This window comes from Rhizomicrobium sp., assembly GCA_037200385.1.
Lineage (GTDB): Bacteria > Pseudomonadota > Alphaproteobacteria > Micropepsales > Micropepsaceae > Rhizomicrobium.
This window is the reverse complement of the sequence record JBBCGL010000001.1, coordinates 2,026,827-2,040,797: the sequence shown is the minus strand read 5'-3', so window position 1 is coordinate 2,040,797 and position 13,971 is coordinate 2,026,827. Positions and strand designations below refer to the sequence as shown.

At 68.4% G+C, this 13,971-nt stretch carries 14 protein-coding genes; 11 read left to right on the top strand and 3 right to left on the bottom strand.

The window, feature by feature from the left end:
* Positions 1 to 7: 7 nt before the first annotated feature.
* Positions 8 to 1,843, top strand: a complete 1,836-nt coding sequence (locus WDM91_09665) for a patatin-like phospholipase family protein (protein MEI9994848.1) — start codon at positions 8 to 10, stop codon at positions 1,841 to 1,843.
* Positions 1,844 to 2,006: 163 nt separating this feature from the next.
* Here the strand turns inward: WDM91_09665 and WDM91_09660 are convergent, their stop codons facing one another.
* Positions 2,007 to 2,873 (bottom strand): enoyl-CoA hydratase-related protein, encoded by an 867-nt coding sequence (locus tag WDM91_09660; protein MEI9994847.1) that lies wholly within the window; start codon positions 2,871 to 2,873, stop codon positions 2,007 to 2,009.
* A gap of 279 nt (positions 2,874 to 3,152) precedes the next feature.
* On the opposite strand from WDM91_09660, the gene WDM91_09655 reads away from it, so the two are divergent.
* From WDM91_09655 to WDM91_09635, 5 genes are all read left to right on the top strand, one after another.
* Positions 3,153 to 4,031, top strand: coding sequence for a MaoC/PaaZ C-terminal domain-containing protein (locus tag WDM91_09655; GenBank protein ID MEI9994846.1), 879 nt, complete (start codon positions 3,153 to 3,155; stop codon positions 4,029 to 4,031).
* A gap of 6 nt (positions 4,032 to 4,037) precedes the next feature.
* Complete coding sequence (locus WDM91_09650; protein ID MEI9994845.1) at positions 4,038 to 5,099, top strand: tetratricopeptide repeat protein; 1,062 nt, start codon at positions 4,038 to 4,040, stop codon at positions 5,097 to 5,099.
* 57 nt (positions 5,100 to 5,156) lie between these two features.
* Positions 5,157 to 5,816, top strand: coding sequence for a hypothetical protein (locus WDM91_09645; GenBank protein ID MEI9994844.1), 660 nt, complete (start codon positions 5,157 to 5,159; stop codon positions 5,814 to 5,816).
* A 125-nt stretch (positions 5,817 to 5,941) separates the two neighbouring features.
* On the top strand, positions 5,942 to 6,316 hold the full coding sequence (locus WDM91_09640) for a hypothetical protein (GenBank protein MEI9994843.1): 375 nt from the start codon (positions 5,942 to 5,944) through the stop codon (positions 6,314 to 6,316).
* Between the two features lie 84 nt (positions 6,317 to 6,400).
* Positions 6,401 to 7,000: a TetR family transcriptional regulator gene (locus WDM91_09635; protein MEI9994842.1), complete on the top strand. Its 600-nt coding sequence runs from the start codon at positions 6,401 to 6,403 to the stop codon at positions 6,998 to 7,000.
* A 118-nt stretch (positions 7,001 to 7,118) separates the two neighbouring features.
* Here the strand turns inward: WDM91_09635 and WDM91_09630 are convergent, their stop codons facing one another.
* A complete protein-coding gene (locus tag WDM91_09630; protein ID MEI9994841.1) occupies positions 7,119 to 8,003 on the bottom strand; it encodes an alpha/beta hydrolase in 885 nt (294 codons plus the stop codon).
* 124 nt (positions 8,004 to 8,127) lie between these two features.
* On the opposite strand from WDM91_09630, the gene WDM91_09625 reads away from it, so the two are divergent.
* The 3 genes from WDM91_09625 (at position 8,128) to WDM91_09615 (ending at position 11,007) form a co-directional block, all read left to right on the top strand.
* Positions 8,128 to 9,672 (top strand): AMP-binding protein, encoded by a 1,545-nt coding sequence (locus WDM91_09625; GenBank protein MEI9994840.1) that lies wholly within the window; start codon positions 8,128 to 8,130, stop codon positions 9,670 to 9,672.
* Positions 9,665 to 10,390 (top strand): gamma-glutamylcyclotransferase, encoded by a 726-nt coding sequence (locus WDM91_09620; protein ID MEI9994839.1) that lies wholly within the window; start codon positions 9,665 to 9,667, stop codon positions 10,388 to 10,390. Before WDM91_09625 ends, WDM91_09620 begins: the two co-directional genes overlap by 8 nt.
* Before the next feature lie 164 nt (positions 10,391 to 10,554).
* On the top strand, positions 10,555 to 11,007 hold the full coding sequence (locus tag WDM91_09615; GenBank protein MEI9994838.1) for a MaoC family dehydratase: 453 nt from the start codon (positions 10,555 to 10,557) through the stop codon (positions 11,005 to 11,007).
* 230 nt (positions 11,008 to 11,237) lie between these two features.
* Here WDM91_09615 and WDM91_09610 read toward each other — a convergent pair whose 3' ends face one another.
* On the bottom strand, positions 11,238 to 11,522 hold the full coding sequence (locus WDM91_09610) for a TMEM165/GDT1 family protein (protein MEI9994837.1): 285 nt from the start codon (positions 11,520 to 11,522) through the stop codon (positions 11,238 to 11,240).
* A gap of 109 nt (positions 11,523 to 11,631) precedes the next feature.
* Between WDM91_09610 and WDM91_09605 the strand changes: the two genes are divergently transcribed.
* Positions 11,632 to 12,528: an alpha/beta hydrolase gene (locus tag WDM91_09605; protein MEI9994836.1), complete on the top strand. Its 897-nt coding sequence runs from the start codon at positions 11,632 to 11,634 to the stop codon at positions 12,526 to 12,528.
* An 89-nt stretch (positions 12,529 to 12,617) separates the two neighbouring features.
* Positions 12,618 to 13,946, top strand: a complete 1,329-nt coding sequence (locus WDM91_09600) for a sorbosone dehydrogenase family protein (protein MEI9994835.1) — start codon at positions 12,618 to 12,620, stop codon at positions 13,944 to 13,946.
* Positions 13,947 to 13,971: the final 25 nt, after the last annotated feature.

Genomic DNA, 13,971 nt, shown 5'->3' with positions numbered 1-13,971 from the left:
GATGAATATGGCGTTTCTCTCGTCCTTCAAATCCGGGTCCGACACGGCCTATCCCGAGCATCTGCGCCAGCGGCTGCGCAGCTTCCCGCTGCTGGAGGATGTGAGCGACGCGGGGCTGAAGAAATTGCTGTCGGAGGCCAACTGGTTCGGCCTGCCCGGCGGCATGCTGCTGCGCCGCGATGGGGAGAATTCCCAGGCCGTGTTCCTGGTGATCTCCGGCAGCCTCGGCGTCTTCGCCGAGGACGAGCACGGCAAGCGCCGCTTCGTGGCGCATGTCCCGGCCGGCGAGACCGTCGGCGAGATGTCGCTGATCTCCGGCTCGACCGAGCATTCCGCCCAGCTCGTCGCGATGCGCGACACCGAGCTGCTGCGCGTCCCGCCCGCCGCCTTCGACGCGCTGATCGGCCGCCATCCCCGCGTCATGCTCAACATGATGCGCATCCTGGTGAAGCGGCTGCAGGAGACGACCAAGAATTCCACCGACACGGCGCGGCCCAAGACCTTCGCGATCGTGCCGCTGCAGCCCGGCCTCGACCAGTCGCCCATCGCGCACCGCCTGGCGAGCGCGCTGGTCAACATGGGCTCCAAGGCGGCGGTGCTGGATTCCTCCTGCGCCGAGCAGAGCGGCGACTGGTTCAACACCTTCGAGGCGGCGCACGACATCGTGTTCTATCGCGGCGACGCGCCCGACAGCGCCTGGACCCATCAATGCCTGCGCCAGGCCGACCGCATCTTCCTGCTGGCGCGGGTCGACCAGCCGCTGCCCGACCAGGCGCTCGAACTGCCCGCGTTCAAGGAGCGCGCCAGCGGCCTGCCGCAGCTCCTGCTGCTGCATCCCACCGAGAAGAACCAGAACCTGCCCGAGCATTTCGCGGTGCGCAGCGGGTTGTTCGAATCGCATCATCACGTCCGCGCCGGCAAGCCGGACGACATCAAGCGCCTGGCACGCTTCATCGCCGGCCGCGCCGTCGGCATCGTGCTGGCGGGCGGCGGGGCGCGCGGCTTCGCCCATATCGGCGTCGTCAAGGCGCTGATCGAGGCCGATGTCCCGTTCGACAATATCGGCGGCACCTCGATGGGCGCGCTGATCGCGGCCGGCCTGGCCTGCGAATGGGGCATCGAGGAATTGACCGAGCGGATGCGCGCGGCGTTCGTCAACGGCAATCCGCTGAACGACTATACGCTGCCCTTCATCTCCATCGTGCGCGGCAAGAAGGTCACCGACCTGCTCAAGCACAATTACGGCGACCTGCGCATCGAGGAACTGGCCAAGCCGTTCTTCTGCGTCTCGTCGGATCTCACCACCGGCCGTGTCCATGTCCACCGCGCCGGCACGCTGTGGCGGGCGCTGCGCGCCAGCGTCGCGCTGCCCGGCATCCTGCCGCCGGTCACCCATAACGGCCATCTGCTGGTCGACGGCGGGGTGATGAACAACCTGCCGGTCGACGTGATGGCCGAGCGCTCGAGCGGCCCGATCATCGCCTCGGACGTGACCGGCGAGCTCGACCTGCGGGTGGAGGACAGCAAATATGGCGAGCGGCCCTGGTGGCAGCTCCTGGCGCAGCAGATGGCGGGCACGCCGTCGATCGTCTCGATCCTGATGCGCTCGGGCACGGTGGGCTCCGAGGTGCAGCGCCGCCTGGCGCGCGAGCAGGCAAACTACATGTTCGAGCCGCCGCTGCAGGGCGTGGGCCTGCGCGACTGGCGCGCCTTCGACCGCTGCATCGCGGAAGGCTATGAGCACGCGCTGCGGATGATCGAGCAGCACGGCGTGCCGCTGACCGAGGTGTGGAGCGAGGGTCCCGCCGTCTCGATCGAGCACCACGTCAGCGCCGCGGAGTGAATTATCCTCGCCCGCGAAGCACCACTGTCATCCCCGGCTGAGCCGCGCGACAGCGCGGCGAGGGGAAGGGGACCCAGGTGCTTGCCACCGTGACGGTATTTCCGACCTGGGTCCCCTTCCCCTCGCAACGCTTCGCGTTGCTCGGCCGGGGATGACAGGTGTGCTACTCCCCGCTCAACGCCCGTCGCCGGATCGGCAGCAGCTCGTCGAACGCGCCGGGGCGCTTCTCGTTCTTCGCCTTGAACGCTTCCATCATGTCGGCCTCGGGGTGGTACATGCCCGCCTGCCATGTCGCGATGTAGTCGAGGCCGTCCGCGATCGTGTGGTCGCGCGCGTAGTTGATCATCACCTTCGAGCCGTAGACCGCGAGCGGGGATTTCTCCGCGATGTCCTTGGCGATCCCCATGACATGCTCGAGCATCGCCGCCTGCGTCGCGAACACCGCGTTGACGAGGCCGAGCTGCAGCGCCTTCTGCGCCGGCAGGCGGCGGCCGGCATAGGCGAGCTCGCGCACCATGCCCTCGGGCATCAGCTTGCACAGCCGCGGGAAGGTGCCGACATCGGCGGTCATCCCGATATTGATCTCCTGGATGACGAAGAACGCATCCTCGGTCGCGTAGCGGCAGTCGCAGGCGCTCGCCATGTCGACCGCGCCGCCGACGCAGCCGCCCTGGATCGCGATCAGCACCGGCACCCGCGCCTTCTCGAGGATGTTGAAGGATTCCTGGATGTCGAGCACCGAGAGCCGCAGGCTCGCGCGCACCCGGCCTTTCTCATGCGGCGCCCGCGCCGCCGCGGTGCCGGCCGAGCCGCCGCCGGTGAACACCGCCAGATCCATGCCGCCCGAGAAATGCTTGCCGGTGGAGGAGATCACGATCACCCGGGCCTTCGCGTGGTCGTCGATGTCCTTCACGATGGCGGGCAGCTCGGTCCAGAACTCCGGCACCATGGTGTTGAGCTCGGCAGCGCGCTTGAGCTGGATATGCGCGATGCCGTTCGCAATCTCGACGTCGAAGCAGCGATAGGTCATGGCAGGTTTCCTCTGCGGCAGGGCATGGTTTTGCAGAGACGCTAGCATCATCGCACGCATGGGCGCCATAAACTCCCTTGTCATCCCCGGCGAGTGCGAGCGAGCGCGAGGGACCCCGTAGCGACAGCGTACGGGGACCCAGGTAGGAAACACCGTGACGGTTTCTGCCGCCTGGGTCCCCTTCCCTTCGCGTCACTTCGTGACGCTCAGCCGGGGATGACAGCGGCGTGTTATGCGAACTACTCTCTCCGCCAGAACACATGCGGGAAGGAAACGGCCATGCCGATCGATTACGACCAGATGATGCAAGCCAAATCCGAAAATCTCGAAGCCAGCTATGGCGACCGCGAGGTGATGCTCTACGCGCTCGGCGTCGGCTTCCAGCGCGATCCGATGAACGAGGCGGAGCTGCCCTTCAGCTATGAGAACGACCTGCAGGTCGTGCCGACCTTCGCCACCGTGATCCCGCGCGGCCGGCCGCGCCCCGGCGCTGCGGACGGCGGCAGCCGCGCCCTGGCCGGCATCAACTACCTGATGGTGGTGCATGGCGAGCAGCGGGTGCAGATCCACAAGCCGCTGCCGCCCTTCGCCGAGGTGCTGTCCGACGAACGCGTGCTCGGGGTGTTCGACAAGGGCAAGGACAAGGGCGCGATCATCGTCAACGAGCGCGTCATCAAGGAGAAGGCGACGGGCGACAAGCTCGCCACCCTGGTCTCCACCATCTTCGCGCGCGGCGATGGCGGCTTCGGCGGCCCCAAGGAAGGCGCGCCCGAGCCGCACCAACTCCCCACCCGCGCGCCGGACGTCGTGCACGAATGCGACACGCGGCCGGACCAGGCGTTCCTCTACGCGCTGTCGGGCGATCGCAATCCGCTGCACCGCGATCCCAGGATCGCGAAGATGGCCGGCTTCCCGCGCCCGATCCTGCACGGGCTGTGCTCCTACGGCACGGCGTGCCGCGCGGTGATCTCGACCATCGCGAAATACGATCCCAAGAAGATCACCAGCTTCGACGTGCGGTTCTCCTCGCCGGTCTTCCCGGGCGAGACCATCGTCACCGAGATGTGGGTGGACGGGAACGTCGTGTCCTACCGCTCGCGGCTCAAGGAGCGTGACGTGGTCGTGCTCAACAACGGCAAGTGCACGCTCGCCGGCTGATCCGTCATGGTATCGGACGACCCCATCGGGGACGCGGTCGCGCTGATCGAGGGCGGTCGCGCGCCCGACGCCGCGGCGCTGCTGCAGGCACTGCTGGACGCCAATCGCGGCGGGCTCCTGGCGCGGCTGACGCTGGTGCGGGCGCTGCTCGCGGCCGGCGACGTCGCGTCGGCGCTGGAGGCGGCGCGCGATGCCGTCGCGCTCAACCCGCAAGTGGCGCAGGCGGTGATCGCGCTCGGCGACGCCCTGCTCGCGGCGGGGCTGCTGCCGGTCGCCATCGCGGAGTTCCAGCGCGCCCTGCGGCTCGATCCCGATTCGGACGAGGCGCGGCGCAAGCTCGGCCTCGCCTGGCTGGAGGCCGGCGAGGCGGACAAGGCGCTGGCGCAGTTCGAATCGCTCGACGATGTCGCGGAGCTTGTGGCGCGGGCGCAGGCGATGCGGACGCAGCCGCGGTCCGATGCCGGCTATGTCCGCCATCTCTTCGACCAGTTCTCCGCCGATTACGACCAGCGCATGCGCGGCCAGCTCCGTTATCGGGCGCCGGAGATCCTGCGGGAACTGGCGGATCTGGTGATGCCCGGGGCGCGCGGCCTGACGGTCTTGGATCTGGGCTGCGGCACCGGCTTCGCGGCGCAGGCCTTCGTCGACAGGGCTTCGGCGATCGACGGCATCGATCTCAGCCCCGCGATGATCGCCAAGGCGCGCGCCCGCGGCCTCTATCGCGATCTCGCAGTCGCCGACATCGAGACCGCGCTGACCCAGGGCGGGACGGATTACGATCTTGTCATCGCGGCCGACACGCTGGTCTATCTGGGCGATCTCGCCGCGACCTTCGCTGGTGTCGCGCGCCGCCTGCGACCCGGCGGCTTCTTTCTGTTCACCGTCGAGAGCGGCAGCGACGACTTCGCGCTCGGCCCCAAGCGCCGCTGGCGCCATTCCGAAGCCTATCTGCGCAAGCTTGCGGCAGATTCGGGACTGGACGTATCGGGTATCGTGGCTTGTGCGCCACGCTCGGAGGCAAACGCACCCGTCGAAGGCCTCGCCGTCGCGCTGGCCAAGATGTCCTAGGCACCAAATCTTGTATCCCGCGTTGTTGTCGGTGAACGGCAGGCGGAACTCGCAGACATGGTAGCCATCGACAGCTCGCACGAGATTGCGCCCCCGACGCAGACCCCCAGCGGCCATACGGGATCGATCGTCCTGTTCGCGCTGCTGCTGTCGGCGCTGGTCGCCGTCGCCTCGCTCAGTCTCCAGGCCGGAACCGGCAATGGCTGGGCGGAAGCCGGCACGCAGGTCGGCCGCTTCGCGCTGCTCCTCTTCGTCGCCGCGATGGTGGTCGAGCCGCTCGGCCGCCTGATCCCGCTCAAGCCGATGCAGGCCGCGGCCCGCGAGCGCGGCGGCCTCACCCTCGGCTTCGTCACCGCTTCCGCCGTCGCGCTGGCCTGCGAGCTTGCGCCGATGCAGTTCGGCGGCGCGATCGTCAGTGCGCCGACCATCGCCTATTGCGCCTTCACCGGTCTGATCCTGGCGGTCCTGCTGTTCAGCGGTCATCCCGCGACGCTGCGCTTCCTCGGCGAGCCCGCCTGGCGCGCCATGCAGCGCATCGCCACCGCCTATTTCTGGTTGGCCTTCACCCTCACCGGCATCGAGCACATCGTCGGGCCGCACCGTCCCGACAGCTGGCCCGGCTTCTCGTTGCTGCTTCTGGTCGCGGCCCTGCTGATCCGCTTCGCCGACGCCTTTGTCGCGCATTATCGCGGCGGCATGCCGCGCAGCGCGCGCTGACATGATGTTGGCGCCCGCCGCCCTGGCAGGGTGAACGCGCGGCCTTTATCCGCCCCCCGGTGATGTGCTTGTATCCCCGCAGCTTTGCGAGGGGTCGCAAACCCAAGGGGAGTAGGAACTCTATGATGTGGAAGACTTTTGCTTTGGCCGCCGCGCTGGCCACCGTTCTGGCCGCACCGGCCATGGCGCAGAGCAGCATGTGCTCGGAGCCGATCGCGCCGGCCGCCGTCGACGGCAGCACCGCGACCGCGGCCCAGTTGCATGCGGCCGTGCAGGACGTGAAGACCTTCCTCAAGCAGTCGGACGACTACCAGGTCTGCCTGCTGCGCGAGCTCGACAACGCCAAGGACGCGGCCAAGAAGGACAAGAAGGATATCGATCCGGCGATCCCCGCCGCCGTCGACGCCAAGATCAAGGCCAACCAGGCGCTCAAGGAGCGGGTGGGCGCGGAGTACAACACCGCCGCCACGGTCTACAACAAGGCGCATCCCGACAAGTGATCCGGCCGCGCCGCAGTTGAGGGAAGGGTCGCGCTTGTCGCGGCCCTTTTCGTTTCGGCGCCGCGAATCACGTATCGTCGCGCCATGACGAAGGCGGCCATAGCCGAGCACCGGACGAAGCGGCGGGCCCAGGCGCATGCCGCGACGCGCGGTGCGATCCTGGACGCGGCGCGCCGCGTCGCCGCGCGCGACGGCGCCCGCGACCTCTCGCTGCGCGGCGTCGCCGCCGAGGCCGGCTTCGCGCCGGCGGCGCTCTACGGCTATTTCGCGGGCAAGGACGATCTGCTGCTGGCGCTGGCGGCGGAAGACCTTGCGCAGCTCGCCCGCGCCATGCGCGAGGCCGCGGCCGCGCCGGGCGGGCAGGGCCGGCTCGCCGCCGCCTCCGGCGCCGCGCTGACGGCGCTCAGCGGCACCGAATCGCTGGCCGCGGCGCTGGCCGGCATGTCGAGCCAGGGCCATGCCAGCGACGCCCAACGCCTCTTCAACGGCCGGATGATCGCGGCGCTCAGGGCGCTGTCGGAGGCGAGCGGCAAGTCGGCCGCCAGCCGCGAGGCGCAATGCGATGTCGTTCTGGTGGCGGCGGCGGTCGCCGGTCTCGCCCTGCTGGCGCGCAGCGGCCGCCTCGAAGCGCTGGGCTTTCAACCGGCGGAAATCCTCGCGCGGCTGGATGCGCATTTCACGTAAGGCACCGCCCCCTTGTGGGGAGCACGTCGGGTTGGAGAGCGCTCTATCCAGATGGACCCACCCCCACCCCGAAATGCTTCGCGTTTCCGACCTCCCCGCAAGGGGGAGGTGACCAGTGCTACGCCGTCGCCCGTCCCATCCGCGCGATCTCGTCCTGCACCACGTCGGGCCGCTCCATCGGCAGGAAATGCGTCGTGCCGGGCACGTGCACGATGCGCGCATCCGGCTTGCGCCGCGCCACGACCGCGACCTCGCGTGCCTTCGCCGTGCCGCGGCCCGCATGGATCAGCGTCAGCGGACAGCGCACCCGTCCCGCCAGCCGCGCGATGCCGGGCGGCGCCGTCTGGAAATTCGCCGACTCCCAGGCGGGGTCGCAGGCCAGCCGCATCTCCGTCCCGTTCCCGGTTGGGATCAGCCCGCCTTCGAGATAATCCGCGATCACGTCTTCCGGCCAGGTCTTGAAGGCGCCGCGGCCGCGATAGGCCGACAGCGCCATCTCGAAGGAGGGGAAGATCGCGCGCCGCTTCGCCGCCATGGCCGCGAGGTCGCCATTGGGTGGCGCGCGGCCCAGGAGCTTCATCACCTGCATCATCTGCCGGGCAAAGCGCGGCATCAGCACCGGTTCGATCAGCACCAGCCCGCGTACCCGCTCCGGATGCGCCGCCGCGACCATCAGCGAGGCGATGGCGCCCATCGAATGGCCGGCGAGGATCACCGGCCGGTCCGGCGCCAGCGTGTCGATCACGCGGGAGAGGTCGGCGCCGTAGATTGCCCATTTTTCCTGCATGCCCGGCACGGCCGGCAATGCCGTCAAGCCATGACCCCGCATATCGGCGGCGGTGACGCGAAACGGGCCCTGCAGCGGCGTCAACAAGGCGCGATAGGTCTGCGCGTTGAAGCCATTGGCGTGCGTGAAGTGGAGCAGCGGCGCCTGCGCCGCCCATTCGAGATAGGAAACCTCGCCATCGGGAAGCGTCAGATTCTTGCGCGTCGGTTCAGCCATGCTTCGGATGTGGCGGTCGTCCGTGCCGCTGTCAACCTGACGGATGCGTCAGCGGCTTTACGCGCAGGCCCCACGCGCCGTACAAATTTTGCCAACGATATCCAGAAACGACCGGGAAACGCCCATGCATCCGACGATTGCCGCCCAGAAGACACCCGACAAGCCCGCCGTCATCATGGCGGCCACCGGCGAGACCGTGACCTTCGGCCAGCTCGATGAGCGCTCGAACCGCGCGGCACAACTCTTCCGCGCCCTCGGCCTCAAGCCGGGCGACGGCATCACCATCTTCATGGAGAACAACGCCCGCTATCACGAGATCTGCTGGGCGGCGCAGCGCGCCGGGCTCTACTTCACCGCGGTCTCCTCGCGGCTGACGGCCGGCGAGGTCGAGTACATCGTCAAGGACGCGGGCGCCAAGGTGCTGATCGCGGGCCATACCCTGGCCAAGGTCGCGGCCGAGGTCGCGCCGCTCCTCCCCGGCGTGAAACTGCTGATGGTCGGCGGCACGATCCCCGGCTACGCCTCCTATGAGGACGAAACGGCGAAGATGCCGGCGGCGCGCATCGCCGACGAGACTTCGGGCGCCGCGATGCTCTATTCGTCCGGCACCACGGGGCGGCCCAAGGGCGTGCGCCAGCCGCTCAGCGGCCTGCCGATCGACGCGCCGGCGCCGCTGCTCGGCCTCGTCACCATGCTCTACGGCATCAACGAGGATTCCATCTACCTCTCGCCCGCGCCGCTCTATCACGCCGCGCCCTTGCACTATTCGATGACGGTGCAGCGCCTCGGCGCCACCGTCGTTGTGATGGAGCATTTCGATGCGGAAGCGGCCCTGGCCGCGATCGAGACGTACAAGGCATCCGCCAGCCAATGGGTGCCGACCATGTTCGTCCGTATGCTGAAGATGCCGGAGGAACAGCGCCGCAAATACGACGTCTCCTCGATGAAGTCGGCGATCCATGCCGCGGCGCCGATCCCGATCGAGGTCAAGCGCAAGATGATCGACTGGTGGGGGCCGGTGCTGCACGAGTACTACGCCGGCACCGAGGGCAACGGCATGTGCTACGTCAACTCCGCCGACTGGCTGGAGCATCCGGGCACCGTCGGCAAATCGCTGCTCTCGCCCGTGCACATCTGCGACGACGAGGGCAACGAGGTGCCGGTCGGCGAGGAGGGCACGATCTATTTCGCCTCCGCGGCGCAGTTCACCTATCACAACGATCCCAAGAAGACCGCCGAGTCGCGCCATCCGGTGCATCCCGAATGGTCGACGCTGGGCGATGTCGGCAAGCTCGATGCCGACGGCTATCTCTATCTGACCGACCGCAAGGCCTTCATGATCATCTCGGGCGGGGTGAACATCTATCCGCAGGAGGCCGAGAACCTCCTGATCAACCATCCCAAGGTCGCCGACGTCGCCGTCATCGGCGTGCCGAACGAGGATTTCGGCGAAGAGGTGAAGGCCGTGGTCCAGCCGCTGGACTGGGCCGATGCCGGCCCGGCCCTGGCCGAGGAACTCATTGCCTATTGCCGCGCGAGCCTTTCGCCGATCAAATGCCCCCGGTCCGTCGATTTCGACCCGGAGCTGCCGCGCCATCCAACCGGCAAGCTCTACAAGAGGCTGATCCGGGACCGGTACTGGGGAAAACGCGAGTCGCGCATTGTCTGACGAAACCGCGAAATTCGACGATCCGTTCCAGCCGCTCGGCCGGGAGCTGCGCCGCGACGACTTCACGCCGGAGCGCGTGCGCCGCATCGCCGACGCCGCGATCGCCGGCGGCCGCCTGCCGCTGATGTCGGAGGAGGCGCGGCGCGCCTCGCTCAAGACGGTGCGGGACGCCATCCCGGCCGGCACGGACGCCTGGGTGTTCGGCTATGGCTCGCTGATGTGGAATCCGGCCATCGCGGTGGTGCAGAGCGCCAAGGCGCATGTCCGCGGCTATCACCGCATGTTCGGCCTGACGCTGCAGGTCGGACGCGGCAAGCCGGACAAGCCGGGCCTGATGCTCGGCATCGACCGCGGCGGCTCGGTCAGCGGCGTGGCGCACCGCATCGCGGCGGAGGCGGTCGACAGCGAGCTTTCCATCCTGTGGATGCGCGAGATGCTCTCGGGCGTCTATGAGCCGCGCTGGGTCAATGCCGATATCGCGGGCCAGGGCCGCAGCCGCGTGCTGACCTTCGTGATCAACCGCTATCATCCGCGCTATGAAGGCGCGATCGACGGCGCCGAGGCGGCGCGCCGCATCGCGCAGGCGGAAGGCCCGCTGGGGACCAACCGCGACTATCTCTACCGCACGGTTGCGCACCTCGCCGCGCTCGGCATCCAGGATGGCCCGCTGCACAGCCTCGAGGCGCGTGTGCGAGCCATCGCCAACGAATCCTGTTGAGGGCCGTGTGACACCAGGAAACCCGTCTTCTCAACCGTCATTGCCCGGCTTGTCCGGGCAATCCAATTCTGCACCGGCGAAAATTGGATCGCCCGCATGAAGCGGGCGATGACGGCTGGGAAGGTCCAAATCGAAACCTAACGAACCAGGCAGGAGCTTCTTTCATGCAGACCGCAACCTTCGAAACCGTGGCCGCGCTGGCAGGCCTGGAGATCGGCGTATCCGACTGGGTCGAGATCACCCAGGAGCGCATCAACCAGTTCGCCGAGGCGACGGGCGACCATCAATGGATCCATGTCGACGTCGAGCGCGCCAAGGCCTTGATGCCGGGCGGCAAGACCATCGCGCACGGCTATCTGACGCTATCGCTGATCCCCTGGCTGACGGGCGGCATGCTGCAGATCGACGGCGTGACGCGCGGCATCAATTACGGCTCGAACAAGGTGCGCTTCACCAGCATGGTGCCGGTCGGCTCCAAGGTGCGCGCGCGCCAGAAGCTGCTGAGCGCCGAGGCGCGCGGCGGCGGCATGCAGCTGATCAACGAAGTGACGATCGAGATCGAGGGCCAGGAGCGCCCCGCCTGCGTCGCCGAAACGATCAGCATGATTTACAAGTAGCGACGGCTTCCCATAACAGGCGCGCTGTCATCCCGGCGAGGGAGGCGTGCGTCAGCACGCCGAGGGAAGGGGACCCAGGCGGTCGGGTTATGAGAGTCTGGCCGGTCGAATGCGGTATTCGACCGGCTGCGCTCGCGTTGCGACCTGGGTCCCCTTCCCTCGCATCGCGCGCTGCGCGCGCAATGCTCGCCGGGGATGACAGCGGTGCTTTGACGGGTCGCGGCGAGAATTCACGCCCCCCGGAAATGACTCGCCACGGTCCAGGCGCCGATGGCGATGAAGCCCAGGCCGGCGATCAGCTTCAACGGGATGAATGTCAGGTAGCGCTCGGCCAGCGTGCCCAGCACCACCGCGATCGCGGTCGAGAGCACGAGGGCGCCCGCCGCGGCGCAGAACACCGCGAAGGGCGACACCTCGGCCTTGCTGTCGCTCGCGAACAAAAGGGTTGCGAGCTGGGTCTTGTCGCCGAGCTCGGCGAGGAAGACGGTCGAGAAGATCACGAACAATTCGCGCATGGCGGGCCTCGAAAAGCTGCGCCCGCTCTATAGCCCGCCGCGCCGCTTGACGGGTGGCGCGCGCCCGGCTCGAATTGCCGCAGCGAACATAAAAGGGGAGGCCTCCGCCATGCCGCAGATCGCCGCCAACGGCATCCAGCTCGAATATGTCTCTTATGGTCCCGAGAGCGCCGAAACGGTGCTGCTGATCATGGGGCTGGGGGCGCAGATGACGCGCTGGCCGCTGCCGCTGATCCAGCAATTCGTCGCCAAGGGCTATCGGGTGGTGACCTTCGACAATCGCGATGTCGGCCTCAGCCATAAGTTCGATGCCGCCGGCCCGGGCGATCCCGCCGCGGTGCTGGCGGCGCGCGCCGCCGGCCGGACGCCGCAGGTCGCCTACACGCTCGACGACATGGCGGACGACGCGGCGGGGCTGCTCGACGCGCTCAGGATCGCCCGCGCCCATATCGTCGGCGCCTCGATGGGCGGGATGATCGCGCAGATGGTGGCGGCGCGGCATCCGGGCAAGACGCTGTCGCTCACCTCGATCATGTCGACGACCGGCAATCCCGCGGTCCCGCCGGCCAAGCCCGAAGCGATGGCGGTGCTGATGACGCGGCCCGATCCCGAAGACTTCAAGGCGATGGTCGAGCATGCGGTGAAGGCGCAGATCGTCACCGGCTCGCCTGGCTATCCGCCGGACCCCGCCGCGCTCAAGCGCCAGGTGATCGCCGATCTCAACCGCTCGACCTATCCGGTGGGATTCAGCCGGCAGATGGCGGCGATCCTGGCGAGCGGCGACCGGCGCGAGGCGCTGAAGACCATCGCGGCGCCCACCGTCGTGCTGCACGGGACCGACGATCCGCTGGTGCCGGTCGAGGGCGGCCGCGACACCGCGGCGGTAATCCCGGGCGCCGAGCTGCGCGAAGTCCCCGGCATGGGCCACGATCTGCCGGCGCCGCTGTTCGGCGCGGTCGTCGAGGCGGTGGAAGCCGCCGCCGCCCGCGCCCGCGCGCTGGCCTGAGCAGGCTCCCGCCGTTCGGCAACCCGGAACCGATGCTGTAAGCTGGCGTTCCTGGCAGGGCGCCCGCCCCCAAAATCCGGAGATTTCCCATGCGCGCCTTGAAATGGATCGCGATCGTCCTGATCGTCGCCGTCGCGGCCGGCGCTGTGGTCTGGTTCACCCGCGGCGACACGGCGACCCTTCCGGCCGAGGCCGGCTACGGTCCCAGGCCCACGCTTCCCGCGCCGCATCCGACGCTGATCCCGACCATCAACCAGGCGAATGGCGTCGGCTGGCCGGCCGGCGTCAAGCCGGTTGCGGCTGCGGGCTTGGCGGTCGCGGCCTTCGCCGACAAGCTCAGCCATCCGCGCTGGCTCTATGTGCTGCCCAATGGCGACGTGCTGCTGGCGGAGACCAATTCGCCGCCCAAGCCCGACGACATGAAGGGCGTGCGCGGCTTTGTGGCCGGCGTCATCATGGGTGGTGCGGGCGCGGCGACCGATAGTCCCAACCGCATCATCCTGCTGCGCGACACGGATGGCGACGGCGTCGCCGACAAGCGCTTCACCTTCATCAGCGGTCTCAATTCGCCGTTCGGCATGACGCTGGTGGGCCACGACCTCTATGTCGCCGACACCGATGCGGTGCTGCGCTTTCCCTATCGCGACGGCGAGACGCAGATCGCGGACAAGGGCACCAAGCTCGTCGACCTGCCCGCCGGGACGATCAACCATCACTGGACCAAGAACGTGATCGCGAGCCCCGACGGCTCCAGGCTCTACGTCACGGTCGGATCCAATTCGAATGTCGGCGAGAACGGCATCGCCGCCGAGGCGGGCCGCGCCGCGATCTGGCAGGTCGATCCCAAGACCGGCGCGCACCGCATCTTCGCCTCGGGCATCCGCAATCCCAACGGCATGGACTTCCTGCCGGGCACGGACACGCTGTGGGTGACGGTGAACGAGCGCGACGAGATCGGCAGCGACCTGGTGCCCGACTACATGACCTCCGTGAAGGACGGCGCGTTCTACGGCTGGCCCTATTCCTATTACGGCCAGCATGTCGACAGCCGCATGCAGCCGCAGCATCCCGAGGCGGTCGCGCGCGCGATCGCGCCCGACTACGCGTTGGGCGCGCACACTGCGTCGCTGGGCCTGACCTTCTCCGACAAGGCGAAGCTCGGCGAGACTTACGCGCACGGCATCTTCATCGGCCAGCATGGTTCGTGGAATCGCAATCCGCGCGCCGGCTATCGCGTGATCTTCGTGCCCTTCGCGGGCGCCAAGCCGAGTGGCCCGCCGCAGGAGGTCCTGACCGGCTTCCTCGACGCCAAGGGCGGCGCCCAAGGCCGCCCGGTCGGCGTGGTGATCGCCAAGGACGGCGCGTTGCTGGTCGCAGACGACGTCGGCAACACGGTGTGGCGCGTGGTGCGGAAGTGATGGCGTAAGCCGGCTGCGAAGCAGG